The sequence below is a fragment of the Microbacterium sp. J1-1 genome, from assembly GCF_024498615.1.
Taxonomy (GTDB): domain Bacteria; phylum Actinomycetota; class Actinomycetes; order Actinomycetales; family Microbacteriaceae; genus Microbacterium; species Microbacterium aurugineum.
The window spans coordinates 2,086,110-2,103,364 of the sequence record NZ_CP089590.1 but is presented as its reverse complement, the minus strand read 5'-3'; the positions used below and the strand labels follow the sequence as shown (position 1 = coordinate 2,103,364).

The following is a 17,255-nucleotide window of genomic DNA, read 5'->3' as shown; positions in this document are numbered from 1 at the left end:
TCTGGAGGACTAGCCCGTTGCCCGTCGCGTTGCGCCCGCGCTCGGATCCGCGGCGATGATGTGCTCCATGTGGGACTGAAGGAGACCTCGGGCATCGGGCGCGCGAACATCGCGCTTTGCATATGACTGTTCGGTGACCCGGGACTTGCTGTGCCCGAGTATCATCGCCGCCGCGTCAAGTCCGAGGGTTCGTGCGACTTGTGTTGCCACAGTTTTGCGGAGCGCGTGAGGAACGAAGGTATCGGGCAGTCCGCTGTGCTTTCTTACTTGCCGCAGTGCGCGATGGGCGTCTTGCGGCCCGCTAGGTGCGCCCGTACGAGTGTGGAACAGGAACTCGCTCCCGGTCTGGTTCTCAATGGTTCGTCGGAGGATGATGGCGACGGCGTAGTCGGGGAGGGGAAGTTCTCGGCGGCCGGGCTCAGTCTTCGGGAACGGTTCCCACCGTTTCGGACCGCCCTTCTCTTTGATGGCACCGTTGACGGTGCAGTACGGGACTTCGCCTTCGAGGTGGATGTCCTTCCCGAAACGAAGTCCAAAGACCTCGCTGATTCGTTCTCCGGTGGCGAGGATCAGATCGATGCTGTCGAGGAGAAGCATGCTCGGAGCGGGCCCGGGCCGGGTGTCGTCATTCATGTAGGCGAGCGTCGCCTCCCGCAGGGTTCGTAGCTCGTCTCCCTCGGGCGCGAAGATCGTCCTTCGCGGTCGACGGAGTCTCCTGACCGATGCTGCAGGGTTCTGTCCGGCGATGTACCCAAGGTTGACGGCATGAGCCAGGATCTGGGTGAGAAGAGCCTTCACGTTCCGGGCGAGCGGCGCGTGGTCCGCAGCAAGCCTCATGTAGTAGTGAAACACCATCGGAGCGGTGATATCGGTGACGTAGGCGTCGCCGAAGGCGGGCAGCAGATGACGTCGAAGGATACGGAGGTGTTCCGCATGGGTGCCTCGAGCCTTCAGGTGATCAGGGATCTTCAGCTCCTCAAACGTAACCCACTCTGCAGCGAGGGTCGCGAACGTGACGGTGCTCACAGTTGCGGGGGAGTGTGACGCTGCGATGAGGGCGGGCAGTCTGAGTTTGAGCTTTCGTTCAACGCCGACCTTCGTCGTGGCCTGCGCTGTTGTCTCGCCGCGTCGGCCTTCGTGGGTTCGGAAGCTGACGCGTCCGAGGAACTTGCCGTCCGAGGCCTGCTTGATGCGTATCCAGCCCCAGGATCCTGGGGTCATCTCTGGTATGCCCATAGTCGTCTTGCGGACTGCTGCGAGGCCTGTGACCAGTGGTGGCGGTCGAGGCTTTCCATCCACTCGCGAACCTCAGTGCGTGAATAGCGCAGGTGCTTGCCGAACTTCATCGGACGGGGGCCGATCTCCTTGAAGTTCCACTGGTAGAGGGTGCTGACGGGGATCTGCGCCCAGGTCGAGAGCTCCTTGATGGTGAGCACGTCGGGGAGGTCGTCGAGCTTCCTCCCGATGAGAGGCTTCGTGTCAGTCGGCGCGTGTGTCGTCATGCTCACTACATGCGCGGCGAACTGGCTTCTGTGAGCACGTGCGGCTCTCGTTGTTTGTTGTCTGAGACGGTTAGTGCTCGTCGAAAAACGTGAGCAAGTCGTGAGTGACCTCGAAACGGTGCTCCTCATAAACGCAAAAACCCCTGAATCACCAGGGGCTTTTTGGTGGACCTGAGGGGACTCGAACCCCTGACCCCCTGCATGCCATGCAGGTGCGCTACCAGCTGCGCCACAGGCCCAGACGCTGTTCCGAACCAGCCGGAGCAACTTGAAAAGAGTACTACACGAATCGACGCGAGCACCAATCCGGGTGAGCATCCCGGGCGCGTCCTCGTGTGCGGCAGGAGTGTGCAGGAACAAGCGCACCGGCCGAGACGTTGAAGTGGGCGTGAGTATCCTCGACAGTCTGGTGATAGGCGCAGGGCAGGCCGGTCTCTCGGCATCGTTCCACCTCTCGCGCCTCGGGATCTCGCACGTGGTCCTCGACGCCGACGAGCGGCCCGGCGGCGCGTGGCAGCACCGATGGGACGCGCTGACGATGCGTGACGTTCACGGTGTCGCGGAGCTTCCGGGCGACACTCCGCCGCCGCGTGACGGTGCACGCGCCAACGAGGCCGTGCCCGCCTCCTTCGCCCGATACGAGAAGACCCATGCGCTTCCCGTGCTCCGCCCGGTGCACGTCGAGCGCGTGGAAGACCAGGATGGAGTGCTCGTCGTGCGAGCCCGGGAGGGGGAGTGGACGAGCCGCACGCTCGTGAATGCGACCGGTACTTGGTCGCACCCGTTCCTGCCGCACTTCCCCGGCATGGAGACGTTCGTCGGAGAGCAGCTGCACACCGTGGACTATCCGGGGCCGGAGCACTTCATCGGCAAACGTGTGCTCGTGGTCGGGGGAGGAGCGTCCGCCGTGCAGTTCCTCGGAGCGCTCGCGCCGATCACCGAGACCCTGTGGGTCACCCGCCGGGAGCCGGTCTGGCGGGACGACGACTTCACCCCCGAGGCGGGGGCCGCAGCGGTCGCCCTCGTCGAGCAGCGCGTCGCGGCCGGGCTTCCTCCGCAGAGCGTGGTCAGCGTCACCGGGCTCATGCTGCGCCCGCAGGAGCGCGAGGCGGAGCGTCTCGGAGCGTATGCCGACCGACGCCCCCTGTTCGAGCGGATCGAACCCGACGGTGTGCGCTGGGCGGACGGGAGTTTCGAGCGGGTCGACGTCATCCTGTGGGCCACGGGGTTCCGCCCCGCGATCACTCATCTGGCTCCTCTCCACCTGCGCAGCGCGGCCGGAGGTATCCAGCTCGACCGGAACGGGCGAGGCACGACCGCTGTCGTCGATCCCCGCGTGCAGCTGGTCGGCTACGGCCCCTCGGCGAGCACGATCGGTGCGAACCGTGCCGGTCGCTCGGCCGCGAAGGGTGTCCAGCGAGCACTGCGATCGTCGGACGCCCGCGTCACCACCGGTTGAGCACCTCCTCGGGCTGGAACCCCGAAAACCTGAACGTCTGAGATACCAGACATCTCGCGTGACTCATCGGACATTTGTCGCAGGCAGTGGGCAATACTGCAGCAAATGGAGCGCGGGTCACACAAAAAGGTGTGGTCTGGCTGTACTGAATCAGGCGGAGGTACGGGCAATGGTGACCGAAATCAGCACGACGACAACGCCCCCTGCGGGGATCATGACTCGCGAGATCAGAACGATCGAACGAGTTCCCGAGAGCGAAAGACACGGCAACCCAAGCAACCAATTCAGCCTGTGGTTCGGCGTGAATATGCAGATCACCGCGATCGTGGACGGGGCGCTCGCTGTCACATTCGGAACCGAAGCCCTGGCCGCGATCATCGGACTATTCCTCGGAAACGTCATCGGCGGCATCACGATGGCCCTGCATTCCGCGCAAGGGCCACGTCTCGGGGTTCCGCAGATGATCTCGAGTCGTGTTCAGTTCGGCGTGAAGGGGGCTGCGCTTCCGCTCTTCCTCACCATTTTGATGTATCTGGGCTTCCAGGCCACGAGCATCGTGCTGTGCGGGCAAGCGATAAACCTGATCTTCGGGCTCGAGATCCCGATGATCGGCATGCTCGTCTTCGGTGCTCTCACGACGGTCGTGGCGGTCGTCGGATACAAGCTGATCCACGTGATCGGGCGAATCGCTGCCGTGATCGGCGCGGTAGGTTTCGGCTACGTCGCCATACGACTCTTTCTGGGATATGACGTGTCCAGCGCCTTCGGTCAAGTCGATTTCAGCGGTGCATCGTTCATGCTCGCCGTCGCGCTTGCTGCGGGCTGGCAGATGACGTTCGCACCCTACGTCGCCGACTATTCCCGCTACCTGCCGAGCAAGACGACCGTGGCTTCGACGTTCTGGACGACCTTCCTCGGTTCCGTCATCGGAGCTCAGCTCGCAATGACGCTCGGCGTGCTGATCGCAGGCTCGGTGGGAGCTGGAGTCTTCCTCAACAGCCAGGTCGGCACACTCGGTGAAATCGCCGGAGGCGGTCTCATCGCGATCATCATGTATGTGGTCATCGTGGTGAACAAGCTTTCCGTGAACTCCCTGAATGCGTACGGCGGGTTCATGTGCATTCTTACGATTTTCACCGCGTGGACCAAGCAGCGTCGTGTTTCGCAATCGGTGCGCACGGGAATCATCGTGAGTTTCACCGTGCTCGCCGTCGTCTTCGCGATCCTCGCTAATGAAGTCGGATTCCTCGGTGCCTTCAGGAATTTCGTGCTGGCGCTCCTCTCGGTGTTCGTGCCGTGGAGTGTCATCAACCTCGTCGACTATTACCTGATCTCCAAAGAGCGTGTCAATATCCCCGCTCTCTACGATTCGAGTGGTCCCTACCGCGCCTTCAACTGGGTCGCCATCGGATGCTATTTCCTCGGCGTCGCCGTACAGATGCCGTTCATGAATCAGGCGCTCTACACCGGCCCCCTTGCGAACGCGATGGGTGGGGCTGACGTCTCTTGGATCGTCGCGATCGTCGTCACCGCAGCGGTCTACTACCCACTCGCGAAACGTACCCAGTACGTACCGGACGAGCTGATCACAGGCGCTGACGACTGAGCCTCGGAGTTCGCATTCCCCCGGATGTTCGACCCCACTTGAGGAGCCACCATGACCAGCGCCATCGGCGAACCAAAGCCCCGCCCCGAGATCTCCGACCTGCCCGAGTATCGTGCGGGCAAGCCGGCGACAGCGGTGCCGGGCCTCGACGCCGTGAAACTCTCATCGAACGAACGAAGCATGGAACCGAGCATCGGGCTGCGAGCGCGACTGCTCGAAGAGGTCAGATTCAACCGCTACCCGGATCCCGTCAACACCGAACTGCGTTCGGCCCTCGCGTCACGGCTCGGAGTACCGGCCGAACAGATCGTGACCGAGAGCGGCAGTCTCGGAGCCCTGCGCTTGCTCCTTGACGCTCTTATCCCGCGATGGCAGGGGTACGGGCGCGACGAAACGGTGCCTGGACCACCGGAGGTGGTGTATCCGTGGCGGTCGTTTGAGGCATACCCGATACTGGTGTCCGTCGCCGGGGCGGCGGGTGTTCCCGTTCCGCTGACGGACAGCGGGGCGAACGACCTCGATGCCATGGCCGAGGCGATCACGGATCGCACGAGAGCAGTGTTCTTGTGCACCCCGAACAATCCGACCGGTGGCGTCATCGGGCAGGAGGAGTTCACTCGCTTCGTTGGTCGTGTCCCCCCGGAGGTGCTCATCGTCATCGACGAGGCCTACACCGAGTACGTGGAAGATCCCTCCGCTCTCGACGGGCTTGCGGCCTTCAAAGCGCACCAGAACGTCGCAGTACTGCGCACCTTCTCGAAGGCCTTCGGACTTGCAGGTCTGCGCGTCGGCTACGCGATGGTCTCGACGCTGCTTGCCGACGCGATGTGGCGGATCCGACCGACGTTCGCAGTCACAGCGCTCGCTGAACGTGCGGCGGTGCTCGCTCTCGAAGACGCCGACGGTCTTGCCGGGCACGTGGCGGAAGTTCGCGAGGGGCGACGCGCGATCCACGCCGCGCTGTTAGCGGTAGGGGAAGCTCCTCTGGAATCCCAGTCGAACTTCGTCTGGTTCGATGCTCGCGACGCAGAGGCGTTCGAAGCGCGGGCAGCTCAGGCTGCGATCTCGGTTCGGCGGTTGGGAACCGGCATCCGGATCACTGTGGGGAATGCCGCCGAGACGGAGCGAGTACTCGCACTCATCGCGGGGACGGCGATTCCGGACCGAGCCGACGTCAGCTCAGGCGCGTAGGGTGAGGGCATGTCACGCATCCTCGTGTTCGGCGGCCACGGCCGTATCGCCCTCCTGCTCGCTCCCTTGCTCGTCGAGCGAGGCGATGAGGTGACGGGGGTGATCCGCAACCCGGCCCATGTCGCCGACGTCGAAGCCGTCGGCGCGAAGGCGCTGGTCGCCGATGTCGAGAGTATGGACGTCGAGGCACTCGCCGAGATCATCCGCGGTCACGACGCGGTCGTCTGGTCCGCCGGTGCCGGGGGCGGATCCCCGGAGCGCACCTACGCGGTCGATCGCGATGCCGCGAAGCGCTCCATGAACGCGGCGGAGCGGGCCGGCGTGCGGCGCTATGTGATGGTCTCGTGGCTCGGGTCGACGGCGGACCACGGCGTTCCCGAGGACGACTCCTTCTTCCCCTACGCCGATGCCAAGTGGGCTGCGGACGAACACCTGCGCGCGAGCGGGCTCGAGGGCACGATCCTCGCACCGGGCGCGCTCACCTTCGACGGACCGACCTCACGGATCCAGATCGACCCCACGGGGCGGGGTGCGGTGTCTCGAGCCGATGTGGCCGCCGTCATCGCCGCGTCGCTGCACGGGCCGTGCACGATCGGGCGGACGATCCGCTTCGGCAACGGCGACCCGGCGTCGGCGGTGCCCATCGCCGACGCGCTCGGCTGCTGACACGGCGGCGCCGCGGAGCAGTCACCATGTCCCGACCCCGCCGATGGGCCGCCGGTGCCCTCGCAATCGTCGCGACCACGGTTCTCTGCGTCTCACCGGCGGCTGCGGCGTCGAGCGCTGTGCCGACGACGACTCCGACCGTCGCCGCAACAGCTGCCGAGCCCGGTGACTCGACCGCCCATGCGACCGCGCTCGTGCGAGGGATGTCGGTGGCGGAGCAGGCATCCACCGTGGTCATGGGGCATGTGGCAGGGACGGATCCGGCGATGCTCCGTTCGTACATGGAGTCCGGCCTCGGCGGGTTCATCCTCATGGGTGCCAACATTCCGGCGACCGAGGGCGAACTGCAGAGTCTGACCACCGCCCTGACGGTGGATCCCGAGCTGCCTCCGCTGATCGCGGTCGACCAGGAAGGTGGCATCGTGTCGCGCCTGCACGGTGATGACTACCCGGCGTCCTCGTCGTTGAAGCACCTCCCGGTCGCCGAGACGACCTCGGCGTTCACCGCCCGCGGTTCGCTGGTCGGGCGCGCGGGGATCACGGTGAACTTCGGAACTGTCGCCGACGTCACCGCAGATCCCGGGACCTTCATCTACGGACGTGCCCTCGGCACCGACCCGGCGAGCGCCGCCGACCGGGTGTCCGCCGCGACCACCGCCCAGGAGCAGTTCGTCGCCTCTACCCTCAAACACTTCCCCGGACACGGTGCAGCGCCCGGCGACTCGCATCATGTGATCCCGAGCACGACGATGGGACTCGACCAGTGGCGCGAGACCGAGGCGGCGCCCTTCGCGGCGGGGATCGACGCCGGGGCATCCCTCCTGATGTACGGCCACCTCGCCTACACGGCCGTCGACACATCGCCGGCGTCCCTTTCCGCGAAGTGGCATGAGATCGCCAGGGAGGAGCTCGGCTTCGACGGGGTCGCGGTGACGGATGATCTCGGAATGCTGTTGTCATCCGGCGATCCCGCCTATGCGGATCCGGTCGCGAACGGAGTGGCCGCGATCGCGGCAGGCAACGACCTCGTGCTGATGATCGCCGGTTCCGATGGGAGTACAGCGGGCTCGATGGCGGCGGGCATCGCCGCGGCGGTGGAAAAGGGCACCTTGCCGGCTGAGCGGCTCGAAGAAGCAGCGACGCGAGTCGTCGCACTGCGGCTGGAGCGGACTGCGGCCGCAGCACCGTGGACGGTCTGCGACGATTGCACGCCGGTAGGTTGACCGGTGCTCAGGCGGCCTCGCGCGCCCCGTCGCCGAGCCAGGCGTTCAGCAACGCGGTGCGGAGGGCAGCGCCACGGTCCGCGAAGACCCGCTGCCTCCGCACGTACTCTGCTTTTCCCTCGGGTGTCTCGATGGGCACGGGAACCACATCCCACGCCGAGAGATCGTACGGTGCCGCCTGCATGTCGAGGAGTCGGATGTCGCGCGCGAGCTCGAACGAATCCAGGAGCAGTTCGCCGGGGATCAGGGGACCGAGCTTCGTCGCCCACTTGTACAGGTCCATGCCCGCGTGCAGACAGCCGGGCTGCTCGAACAGAGGCTGCTCGTCGCGGCTCAACGCGGTGCGATTTCGGGGGACCGCTTCGGGAGTGAAGAAGCGGAAGGCGTCGAAATGGGTGCAGCGGAGGTCGTGATTCTCGACCACGGCATCCGTCGCGGCCTGCCCCAGCCGCAGCGGAACCGCGTGGCGGTGCTCCTCGGCGCGATACACCATCGCCCACTCGTGCAGACCGAAGCAGCCGAACTGCCCGGGACGCGATGCCGTGCGGCGGAGCATCTTCTCGATGAGAGCCGCCAGCTCCGCCTTCTCCTTGCCGAAAGCGGCGGCATCGGGCACGGCGCTCCCCGCAGATCGTCCGGGGGAGTACCAGCGCCAGTCGAGGCGTTCGACGGCGTCGGCCAGCTCGACACCCGCTCCGGGATGCCAGCGACGCAGCTGTGCGGGCTTGTAGGAGTAATACGTGAACAGGAAGTCCCAGACCGGGTGCTTCTCGGCCCTGGTTGCACGATCCCGGTGAGCAGCGGTGAGGGCATCCGCGCGGTCGCGATGCGCCTTTTCACGGAGCAGCCAGTCCTGACGGGCGAGGGACATGTCAGTGCAGGATGCCGGCCTCGCCGAGCAGATCGCGCAGCCCGGCGCCGTCTTCGGCGCTCACCCAGGGGGCGACGTCTTCGGAATGGGGCTCGCGGCCGGCGCGGCCACCGGCCAGGACCGCCTCGGCGGGAAGAAGGCGACGGATGGCCACCCCGGCGACGGAATCGGGATGTTCGTCCATGAACTGCGAGTAGATGGCCTCGTCGTGCTGTCCGTCGTCTCCGATCAGGAGCCACTTGACATCGGGGAACTCCGTCGCGAGACGTCGCAGGTTGGTGAGCTTGTGCTCGCGTCCGCTGCGGAACCAGCGCTCGTGCGTCGGTCCCCAGTCGGTGAGGAGCATGGAACCCGCGGGGAAGAGATGGCGGCCGAGGAAGCGCCACAGCGTCGGGGCGACGTTCCACGCGCCGGTGGAGAGGTACACCATCGGGGCACCCGGATGCTGTCGCAGCAGCTGGTCGAGCAGCACGGCCATCCCCGGCACGGGGAGGCGCGCGTGTTCGTCGAGCACGAAGGAGTTCCAGAAAGCGATGAAGGGACGAGGCAGGGCCGTCACCATCACGGTGTCGTCGACATCGGACACGACGCCGAACCTGGTGCCCTCGGCGACGACGAAAGCTCGTGCCTCCACGGGCTCCTGTCCCTCCACGGAAAACGTGAACGTCTGCCAACCCGGCTCCAGGTCGACGTGGATCGTCGAGTCGACCACCCCGCCACGATCGGCGACGACCTGGTGCGTGGAGTCGCCGATCTGCACGGTCACCGCGGCGAAACCCACCGGGATGCCGACGAAGCTGCGCCAGCCGCGGACACTCGCAGGCTCCCCGTCGCGTGTGCGGCGCTGCGGGGGGACGATCAGCACACGGCCCACGACACGCACCCAGCCGGGACCCCCGTATCCGGGGAACGGGAGGATCGTCGCGACGCGGCCACGACGGCGCGCGCGACCTTCACGCCAGACATGCAGGCGGTGTTCGAGTCGGGCGAACCAGTGGATCCGGGGCGCCGGGGGAGCGGATGCCATTGCCTCAGTCTTTCACGTCGGCGTCGGCCTCTGTCTCCGGAGCGTTCAGGTGACGGGCCTCTGCCCGCTGCAGCAGCTTCTTGCCGAGGTAGATCAGCAGCAGGAACACGGCGATCACACCGACGAAGATGTACCCCGCGAAGTGCACGCGGTCGACGAGTTCCCGGAAGCTGCCCGCCGCGAGGGAGGTGACGCTCACGTAGGCGGTCGCCCAGAGGACGCACGCGGGGGCCGTCCAGGCGAGGAACTTGCGGTACGGGTATTCGCTCATGCCGACGGTCAGGGGCACCAGGGAATGCAGGACGGGCAGGAAGCGCGAGAGGAAGATCGCGATGCCGCCGCGGCGTTCGAGGTAGTTCTCGGCGCGCACCCAGTTGTGCTCGCCGATCCGTCGTCCCAGCCAGGACACACGGATATGGGGTCCCAGCCAGCGCCCGAGCCAGAACCCGATGCTCTCGCCGATCAAGGCGCCGATCACGACCGCGACGCCCATCGCGATGCCCTCCAGGGGAGTCGCCACCCCCATCGAGGCGATGATCACGATCGTGTCACCGGGAACGATGAGCCCGATCAGGATGCTCGTCTCGAGCATGACAGCGAGTCCGGCGATCAGGGTGCGAGCGACCGGATCGACCGACTGCACGGTGTCGAGGAGCCAGATCAGGAGGTCGTCCACCCCATGAGGATACGGGAGCAGCCCGGTCCTAGGCTGGAAAGGTGCCCGAACCGCTGAGTGCTCATCCGCTTCCCACCTGGGTGGAGCCGTCATCCGTGTTTCGGATGATCGAGGCGCGGGGCATCGACGTCTTCTGGCTGGATGCCGGCGCGCGGGCGACGGAAGGCTGGAGCTTCATCGGGACGGGGAAGCGTTCGAGCCTCCCGCGGGACGTGCCTCTCGACGCCCCTTCGACCGACCCGTCGCGGCCGCCGTTCACCGGGGGGTGGGTGGGCTGGCTCGACTACGAGAGCGGAGCATCGGCGTCCGGCGCACCGGTCGCACAGTCGGAGGAGACGCCAGGAGGGTCCTGGTTGCTCGTCACGCATGTCGTCGCCTTCGATCATGCACGCCGTCGCACCTGGGCACTCTCCTCCGCAGATGACCTCGAGCTCTGGACGGAAGAGGTCCGCTCAGCGACGGAAGCCGCTGAGAGCCCCGGCAGTGAGGAGCCCTCTGCGGGCGTGGCCGCCGCCCCACGTGTTGCGGAGCCCAGGCACACCCCACACGAATACCTCGCACTCATCGAACGCTGCCGTGACTTCATCCGCGCAGGCATCGCCTACCAGCTGTGCCTGACCACACGCTTCACCGTTCCCGGCACCCATGACCCGGTCGCCGTGTACGACCGCCTCCGAGGAGCGACCCCCGCCCACCACGGCGGTTTCGTCCGCATCGGCGACCACACGCTGCTGAGCGCCAGTCCGGAACAGTTCCTCCACGCCGAAGGGGGAGTGATCCGGACGCGCCCCATCAAGGGAACGAGGCCCCGGAGCGCCGATCCCCTCGAAGACGCCGCGCTCGCCGCAGAACTCGCCGGCGACCGCAAGGAGCGTGCGGAGAACGTCATGATCGTGGACCTCATGCGCAACGACCTGTCGCGGGTGTGCGTGCCGGGGACGATCCGCGTGGAAGGGCTCTGGGTGGTCGAGAGCTATCCCGCCGTGCACCAGCTGGTGAGCACCGTGAGTGGAACGGCAGAGCCGGGGGCCACGGTCGGCGCCCTTCTCGACGCGACCTTCCCCGCCGGCAGCATGACGGGAGCGCCAAAGCTCTCGGCGATGACCAGGCTGCATGAACTCGAAGGCGGCGCGCGGGGAGTGTACGCGGGGTGCTTCGGCTACATCGGCGCGGACGGGGTGCTCGACCTCGCCATGGTCATCCGCAGCATCCTCCTCGACGGGGAGAAGGCGGTGGTCGGTGCGGGCGGCGGAATCACCTGGGGTTCGGTCGCCGCTGCCGAGGTCGCCGAGGTGGCGATCAAGGCGCGGGCGCCGCTCGCCGCCCTCGGTGCGGAAACGCCTGCGTCCTGGCGTTCCGATATCCTGAACTGATCCCGCTTTTCCCTTCAGATTGGTCGTGCGTTCGTTGTCTGAGAACCTGTCCACCCCCCCCGCCGACGACGAGGCCCCGTCGGCGCACGCCATCCAGAACAAGTGGCAGAAGTACTGGGCGGAGAACGGCACGTTCCTCACGGGCGGCGACGACGACACCCGGCCGCGCCGGTACGTGCTCGCGATGTTCCCGTACCCGTCCGGCGACCTGCACATGGGCCACGCGGAGAACTACCTCTACTCCGACATCGTGGCGCGCTTCTGGCGCCACCGCGGGCACAACGTCTTGAATCCGATCGGCTGGGACTCGTTCGGGTTGCCCGCGGAGAACGCCGCGATCCGTCAGGGAGCCGATCCTCGGGACTGGACCTATCAGAACATCGCGCAGCAGAAGGTGGGCTTCGAGGCGTACGGCGTCTCGTTCGACTGGAGCCGCGTGCTGCACACCTCCGACCCCGAGTACTACCGCTGGAACCAGTGGCTGTTCTTGAAGCTGTACGAGCGCGGGCTGGCGTATCGCAAGAAGAGTCCGGTCAACTGGTGCCCGAACGACCAGACGGTGCTGGCGAACGAGCAGGTCGTCGACGGACGCTGTGATCGCTGTGGCGCCGAGGTGGTCAAGAAGAAGCTCACGCAGTGGTACTTCAGGATCACCGACTACGCCGACCGCCTGCTCGACGACCTCAACCAGCTCGAGGGATTCTGGCCGCACAAGGTGCTGCAGATGCAGCGCAACTGGATCGGTCGCTCGGTGGGGGCCGACGTCGACTTCCTGATCGAGGGTCGCGAGGAGCCGGTCACGGTGTTCTCGACGCGCCCCGACACGCTGCACGGCGCGACGTTCTTCGTGGTCGCACCCGACTCCGACCTGGCATCCGAGCTCGCCGCCGGTGCCTCCGAGGATGTGCGTGAGCGCTTCCAGACGTACCTGGAGCAGGTGCAGAAGGAGACGGACATCGATCGGCAGTCCACGGACCGCCCGAAGACCGGTGTGTTCCTCGAGCGCTACGCGATCAACCCGGTCAACGGCGAGAAGCTGCCGGTGTGGGCAGCGGACTACGTGCTGGCCGACTACGGACACGGGGCGGTCATGGCTGTCCCGGCACACGATCAGCGCGACCTGGACTTCGCCCGTGCGTTCGACCTGCCCGTCAAGGTCGTCGTCGACACGACCGCTCCCGTCACGGGGGCGATGCCCGTGATCGAGGTCGACGAAGACGGCGTGCCGATCGACACCGGTGCCGCGCTCGAGGAGCAGAGCCCCGCGGCCACCGGCATCGCTCTCACGGGCGAGGGCCGCATGATCAACTCGGGCGCTCTGAACGGTCTGTCCAAGCGCAACGCCATCGCGCGGGCGATCGAGCAGCTGGAGGCATCGGGGACCGGCCGTGCCGCCAAGAACTACCGTCTGCGTGACTGGCTGATCTCGCGTCAGCGGTTCTGGGGCACACCGATCCCGATGCTGCACGCCGAGGACGGGAGCATCATCCCGGTTCCCGAGGACAAGCTCCCCGTGAAGCTGCCGAGCGTCGAGGGGCTCGACCTCAAGCCCAAGGGGACGTCGCCGCTGGGGGGTGCCGAGAGCTGGGTCCGTACGACGGACCCGCAGACGGGCGACCCGGTGCTGCGCGACCCCGACACGATGGACACGTTCGTGGACAGCTCGTGGTACTTCCTGCGCTTCCTCTCGCCGAACAGCGACACCGTGGCGTTCGATCCGGCGCAGGCGGCCCGCTGGGCGCCGGTCGACTCCTACATCGGCGGCGTCGAGCACGCGATCCTGCACCTGCTGTACGCGCGCTTCATCACGAAGGTGCTCTTCGACATGGGGCTGATCGACTTCACCGAGCCCTTCTCGAACCTGATCAACCAGGGAATGGTGCTGCTCGACGGGCAGAAGATGTCCAAGAGCAAGGGCAACCTGGTGCTCTTCCAGGAGGAGCTCGACGCCCACGGCGCCGACGCCCTGCGTGTCGGGCTGGCGTTCGCCGGGCCCGTGGAAGACGACAAGGACTGGGCCGACGTCTCGACGACCGGCGCTCAGAAGTTCCTGGCACGCGCGATGCGCGTCGCCGGCGAGGTGTCGAGCCCCGTCGACGTGGTCTTCGACGGCGGTGATGCCGCTCTCCGCCGTGCCACGCACAAGTTGCTCTCGGAGGCACCGGCACTCGTCGAGCAGACGAAGTTCAACGTCCTGGTCGCGCGCCTCATGGAGCTCGTGAACATCACCCGCAAGACGATCGATGGTGCCGCCGGTGCAGGGGACCCCGCCGTGCGCGAGGCGGCGGAGACGATCGCCGTGATGCTCGACCTGATCGCGCCGCACACCGCGGAGGAGATGTGGGAGATGCTCGGACACGAGCCTTCCGTCGGCCTCGTGACGTGGCGCTCCGCCGACCCGGCGCTTCTGGTCGAGGACACGGTCACGGCCGTCGTGCAGGTCGGGGGCAAGGTGCGTGCGCAGCTCGAGGTTCCGGCGCGGATCGGCGAGTCCGAGCTCGAGGCGCTGGCCCGTGCGGACGAGCGTGTGATCCGTTCCATCGGAGACCGCGAGATCGTGAAGGTCGTCGTGAGGGCGCCCAAGATCGTCAGTTTCGTCGTCAAGGGCTGATCGCCTCTTCTCCACGGTGGACGCCCGGAACGGGTTGTCCACCGTGGATGTTTCGGGACGCTCTGGGGATCCGCGCCCTCGCCTAGCTTGGCCGGATGGCATCCCCGCAGGCACCGTCTCCTCCGCCGCTCCGGCGTCGGCTGCGGCTGAGCATCGGCGCGGCCGTGGTGCTGGGACTCGTGGTCCTGTCGGCGGCTGTCGGATTGGGTATCCTCCGCGGGCAGACGCCGCCCACCGAGTCCGTGTCGCTCACGGACGATGAGGCGAGGGCGGGGTCCACCGGAGAGCTCTACGTCCACGTGCTCGGCGCGGTGGCGGCTCCCGGTCTCTACGTGCTCGATCCGGACGCGCGACTCGTCGACGCCCTGGCGGCCGCGGGCGGGACCACGGACGTCGCCGACCTCGCCGCGGTCAATCTTGCGCGGCTGCTCGAAGACGGCGAGCAGATCATCGTGCCGACGGTCGGCGCCGCTGCTGCCGAGTCGGGAGCCGCCCCTCCCGGGGACGACAGGATCGATCTCAACACCGCGGACCATGCGGCGCTGGAGACTCTCCCGCGCATCGGTCCGGCACTCGCGGCACGGATCATCGCTTGGCGGGAAGAGAACGGTCGCTTCCGTTCCGTGGACGACCTGCTCGCCGTCCCCGGCATCGGGGAGAAGCTTCTCGCCGGCATTCGCGATGGCGCACGGGTGTGAGGCGTCGTGACCTGCGGCTGCTGCCTCTCGCCGTCGCGGTCTGGGCGGTGGCGCTGTTGTGCGTGCTGCTCCCCGCGGCGGCGTGGGGGTGCGCGGCCCTCTGCGGAACCGGAGCGGTGGCTGTCCTGGCGCATCTTCTCCACCGCCGCGGCTCGCTCGCGCGGCCGTTCACGTGCGGTGGGGTTCTCGTCGTCGTGCTCTCCGCGGCCGCAGGCACCGCTCTGGCAGTGGGATTCGCGCAACCTGTGCGCGAGCGGGTGTCGGAAGAGGGAGGCCGTGTCGTCGAGATCGTCGCCGACGTCACGTCCTCCGCATCGATCGGACAGGACGGACGTCTGTGGTTCGATGCAGCCACCGCTGCCGTCGGACCCCCGGGCCAGACGGAGGCTGCGGCTGCACCGGTACGCATCGGGATCGAACCGGGCGACGGGTTCGAACTCGGTGCACGGATTCGCGTCGTGGGGGAGGCGTCCGCGACGGACGCGGGGGAGCGCGCCACCCTGGTCGTCTTCGCGAGCGAGGCGGAGGTGGTCGAGCCTGCGGGTGGTGTGTTCGGTGCCGCGGCGACCCTCAAGCACGCCTTCGTCGAGCGGTCGTTGCGTCTGCCCGAACCCGGTGCCGGTCTGCTGCCGGGGCTCGCGGTGGGCGACACCAGGGCGGTCACCCCGGAGCTGAACGACGACATGCGCACGAGTGGACTCAGCCACTTGACGGCGGTGAGCGGCGCGAACTGCGCGATCGTCGTCGTCGCGCTCTTCGGACTGACGGCGTTGTGCGGAGGAGGGCGCGCATTGCGTGTCGCGCTCTCCCTCGTGGGCTTGGCCGGGTTCGTCGTGCTGGTCACCCCGGAGCCGAGCGTCATCCGCGCAGCGGTCATGGCGGCCACCGGGATGCTCACCGTGCTGTGGGGGCGTCCGAGTGCGGGCGCGGGCATGCTCTGCCTGTGCACCGTGGGCATACTCCTCGCCGATCCGTGGCTCGCGACGTCGCCGGGTTTCGCGCTCTCGGTGGCGGCATCCGGGGCGTTGATACTGCTCGCCCCGCCTCTTGCCCGGGGGCTGGCGACAGTCATGCCCGACACGGTGGCGCTGGCGATCGCGGTCCCGCTCGCCGCGCAACTGGCATGCGGGCCGATCATCGCCCTGTTCGCAGAGCAGCAATCGCTGATCGGGGTCGCTGCGAATCTCCTCGCCGCTCCGGCGGCACCGATCGCCACGGTGATCGGTCTGTTGGCGTGTCTTGCTGCGCCGTTGCCGTTCCTCGCTGATCTGCTGACAGCGGCGTCCTGGCTTCCCGCCGCCTGGATTGCGACGACCGCCACGACGACGGCGCGACTGCCGAACGCGCAGCTGCTGCTTCCGGCGGGGATCGGCAGCGCGGCATTGGTGGCACTCGTCAGCGCGTGCGTGTCGGTTGTCCTCCTCCGATCCGCTGATGTTCCGCGCCGGCCGGCCACCGTGCGTGCGATGGTGTTCCTGCGGCGCGGCGCGGCGGCGGTCCTCATCATCGTGTCGTCGCTCGCCGGTGCCCGCGTTCTCCTCGACGGTCCGCTCGCGACCGTGGCGTCGCCGGAGGGATGGTCTGTCGCCGCGTGCGACGTCGGTCAAGGAGATGCGCTGATCGTCCGGTCCGGCGACCGCGTCGCACTGATCGACACCGGGCCGGCGCCGGAACCGCTGGAAGCGTGTCTGCGGTCTCTCGGGGTGGAGCGGATCGACCTCCTCGTCCTGACACATTTCGACCTCGACCACGTCGGCGGAACCGCCGCCGTCGTCGGTCGGGTGGACGCGGTGCTGCACGGACCCATCACCGAGGATTCCGAGCGGCGCCTCCTCGCCGTGCTCCTCGACGGGGGTGCACGTGTCGACGAGGCGTGGGCAGGACAGCGGGGCGAACTCGGGGAGGCGACGTGGCGTGTCCTCTGGCCCCGGAGAGGGTCTCCCGTGTTTCCCTCAGGGAATGACGCCAGCGTGGTGATGGAGTTCGACGGGGGAGGAGTGCCGCGATCCCTGTTCCTCGGAGACCTCGCTGCGGCCCCCCAGCGCATGCTGATGCGTGCGGCAGACCTCGGCGGGTACGACGTGGTCAAGGTGGCCCATCACGGCAGCGCGGATCAAGATCCCGGCCTGTACGAGGCGCTTCGGGCCCGGGTGGCGTTGTTCAGTGTCGGTGCGGACAAAGACTACGGTCATCCGCGTATCGAGACCCTCGACCTTCTGACAGCGACCGGGGCGCAGGATCTGCGCACGGACCAGCAGGGGAGGATCCTGCTCGGTGTGCACGGCGACGAACTGCAGGTGTGGACGGAGCGTGCAGGTGAGGAGTGAGGAGAACGCCAGCCGGGCGGTGTCG

At 67.3% G+C, this 17,255-nt stretch carries 14 protein-coding genes and 1 tRNA gene; 9 read left to right on the top strand and 6 right to left on the bottom strand.

From position 1 onward, the window contains the following. Window positions 1–9: 9 nt before the first annotated feature. The 3 genes from LRQ07_RS09995 to LRQ07_RS09985 form a co-directional block, all read right to left on the bottom strand. A complete protein-coding gene (locus LRQ07_RS09995; RefSeq protein WP_256534491.1) occupies window positions 10–1,236 on the bottom strand; it encodes a tyrosine-type recombinase/integrase in 1,227 nt (408 codons plus the stop codon). Beyond that, window positions 1,218–1,502 (bottom strand): helix-turn-helix domain-containing protein, encoded by a 285-nt coding sequence (locus LRQ07_RS09990; RefSeq protein WP_256534490.1) that lies wholly within the window; start codon window positions 1,500–1,502, stop codon window positions 1,218–1,220. Before LRQ07_RS09990 ends, LRQ07_RS09995 begins: the two co-directional genes overlap by 19 nt. 163 nt (window positions 1,503–1,665) lie before the next feature. Beyond that, window positions 1,666–1,741 (bottom strand) — tRNA-Ala (locus LRQ07_RS09985). A 149-nt stretch (window positions 1,742–1,890) separates the two neighbouring features. Between LRQ07_RS09985 and LRQ07_RS09980 the strand changes: the two genes are divergently transcribed. From LRQ07_RS09980 to LRQ07_RS09960, 5 genes are all read left to right on the top strand, one after another. Then, window positions 1,891–2,961 carry an NAD(P)-binding domain-containing protein gene (locus LRQ07_RS09980; protein WP_256534489.1) on the top strand — a complete coding sequence of 357 codons (1,071 nt, stop codon included), beginning with the start codon at window positions 1,891–1,893 and terminating at the stop codon, window positions 2,959–2,961. A gap of 169 nt (window positions 2,962–3,130) precedes the next feature. Beyond that, window positions 3,131–4,567, top strand: a complete 1,437-nt coding sequence (locus tag LRQ07_RS09975) for a purine-cytosine permease family protein (RefSeq protein WP_232761697.1) — start codon at window positions 3,131–3,133, stop codon at window positions 4,565–4,567. 51 nt (window positions 4,568–4,618) lie between these two features. After that, entirely contained in the window at window positions 4,619–5,758 is a 1,140-nt protein-coding gene (locus LRQ07_RS09970) for an aminotransferase class I/II-fold pyridoxal phosphate-dependent enzyme (RefSeq protein ID WP_256534488.1), read from the top strand. A 9-nt stretch (window positions 5,759–5,767) separates the two neighbouring features. Next, a complete protein-coding gene (locus LRQ07_RS09965; RefSeq protein ID WP_232761699.1) occupies window positions 5,768–6,424 on the top strand; it encodes an SDR family oxidoreductase in 657 nt (218 codons plus the stop codon). A 26-nt stretch (window positions 6,425–6,450) separates the two neighbouring features. Beyond that, window positions 6,451–7,647: a glycoside hydrolase family 3 N-terminal domain-containing protein gene (locus LRQ07_RS09960; RefSeq protein WP_256534487.1), complete on the top strand. Its 1,197-nt coding sequence runs from the start codon at window positions 6,451–6,453 to the stop codon at window positions 7,645–7,647. A 7-nt stretch (window positions 7,648–7,654) separates the two neighbouring features. Here LRQ07_RS09960 and LRQ07_RS09955 read toward each other — a convergent pair whose 3' ends face one another. From LRQ07_RS09955 to LRQ07_RS09945, 3 genes are read right to left on the bottom strand one after another with little or no spacing between them, the layout of a single operon-like run. Further along, window positions 7,655–8,518: a 3-methyladenine DNA glycosylase gene (locus LRQ07_RS09955; protein WP_256534486.1), complete on the bottom strand. Its 864-nt coding sequence runs from the start codon at window positions 8,516–8,518 to the stop codon at window positions 7,655–7,657. 1 nt (window position 8,519) lies between these two features. Next, window positions 8,520–9,545 carry an App1 family protein gene (locus tag LRQ07_RS09950; protein ID WP_134351417.1) on the bottom strand — a complete coding sequence of 342 codons (1,026 nt, stop codon included), beginning with the start codon at window positions 9,543–9,545 and terminating at the stop codon, window positions 8,520–8,522. A gap of 4 nt (window positions 9,546–9,549) precedes the next feature. Then, window positions 9,550–10,221 carry a DedA family protein gene (locus LRQ07_RS09945; RefSeq protein WP_232761702.1) on the bottom strand — a complete coding sequence of 224 codons (672 nt, stop codon included), beginning with the start codon at window positions 10,219–10,221 and terminating at the stop codon, window positions 9,550–9,552. 41 nt (window positions 10,222–10,262) lie between these two features. On the opposite strand from LRQ07_RS09945, the gene LRQ07_RS09940 reads away from it, so the two are divergent. The 4 genes from LRQ07_RS09940 to LRQ07_RS09925 all read left to right on the top strand — a co-directional run bounded on the left by LRQ07_RS09940 (window position 10,263) and on the right by LRQ07_RS09925 (window position 17,230). Further along, a complete protein-coding gene (locus LRQ07_RS09940; RefSeq protein ID WP_256534485.1) occupies window positions 10,263–11,594 on the top strand; it encodes an anthranilate synthase component I family protein in 1,332 nt (443 codons plus the stop codon). 34 nt (window positions 11,595–11,628) lie between these two features. After that, window positions 11,629–14,205, top strand: coding sequence for a leucine--tRNA ligase (gene leuS, locus LRQ07_RS09935; protein ID WP_256536433.1), 2,577 nt, complete (start codon window positions 11,629–11,631; stop codon window positions 14,203–14,205). 95 nt (window positions 14,206–14,300) lie between these two features. Further along, on the top strand, window positions 14,301–14,903 hold the full coding sequence (locus LRQ07_RS09930; protein ID WP_256534484.1) for a helix-hairpin-helix domain-containing protein: 603 nt from the start codon (window positions 14,301–14,303) through the stop codon (window positions 14,901–14,903). After that, window positions 14,900–17,230: a ComEC/Rec2 family competence protein gene (locus tag LRQ07_RS09925; RefSeq protein ID WP_256534483.1), complete on the top strand. Its 2,331-nt coding sequence runs from the start codon at window positions 14,900–14,902 to the stop codon at window positions 17,228–17,230. Before LRQ07_RS09930 ends, LRQ07_RS09925 begins: the two co-directional genes overlap by 4 nt. The last annotated feature ends 25 nt before the right edge of the window (window positions 17,231–17,255 follow it).

What these genes read in the sequence shown, in the direction of transcription:
- LRQ07_RS09995 (WP_256534491.1), bottom strand. Translation starts at nt 1,236, where the DNA reads ATGGGCATACCAGAGATGACCCCAGGATCCTGGGGCTGGATACGCATC.
- LRQ07_RS09990 (WP_256534490.1), bottom strand. Translation starts at nt 1,502, where the DNA reads ATGACGACACACGCGCCGACTGACACGAAGCCTCTCATCGGGAGGAAG.
- LRQ07_RS09960 (WP_256534487.1), top strand. Translation starts at nt 6,451, where the DNA reads ATGTCCCGACCCCGCCGATGGGCCGCCGGTGCCCTCGCAATCGTCGCG.
- LRQ07_RS09950 (WP_134351417.1), bottom strand. Translation starts at nt 9,545, where the DNA reads ATGGCATCCGCTCCCCCGGCGCCCCGGATCCACTGGTTCGCCCGACTC.
- LRQ07_RS09955 (WP_256534486.1), bottom strand. Translation starts at nt 8,518, where the DNA reads ATGTCCCTCGCCCGTCAGGACTGGCTGCTCCGTGAAAAGGCGCATCGC.
- LRQ07_RS09930 (WP_256534484.1), top strand. Translation starts at nt 14,301, where the DNA reads ATGGCATCCCCGCAGGCACCGTCTCCTCCGCCGCTCCGGCGTCGGCTG.
- LRQ07_RS09975 (WP_232761697.1), top strand. Translation starts at nt 3,131, where the DNA reads ATGGTGACCGAAATCAGCACGACGACAACGCCCCCTGCGGGGATCATG.
- LRQ07_RS09965 (WP_232761699.1), top strand. Translation starts at nt 5,768, where the DNA reads ATGTCACGCATCCTCGTGTTCGGCGGCCACGGCCGTATCGCCCTCCTG.
- LRQ07_RS09970 (WP_256534488.1), top strand. Translation starts at nt 4,619, where the DNA reads ATGACCAGCGCCATCGGCGAACCAAAGCCCCGCCCCGAGATCTCCGAC.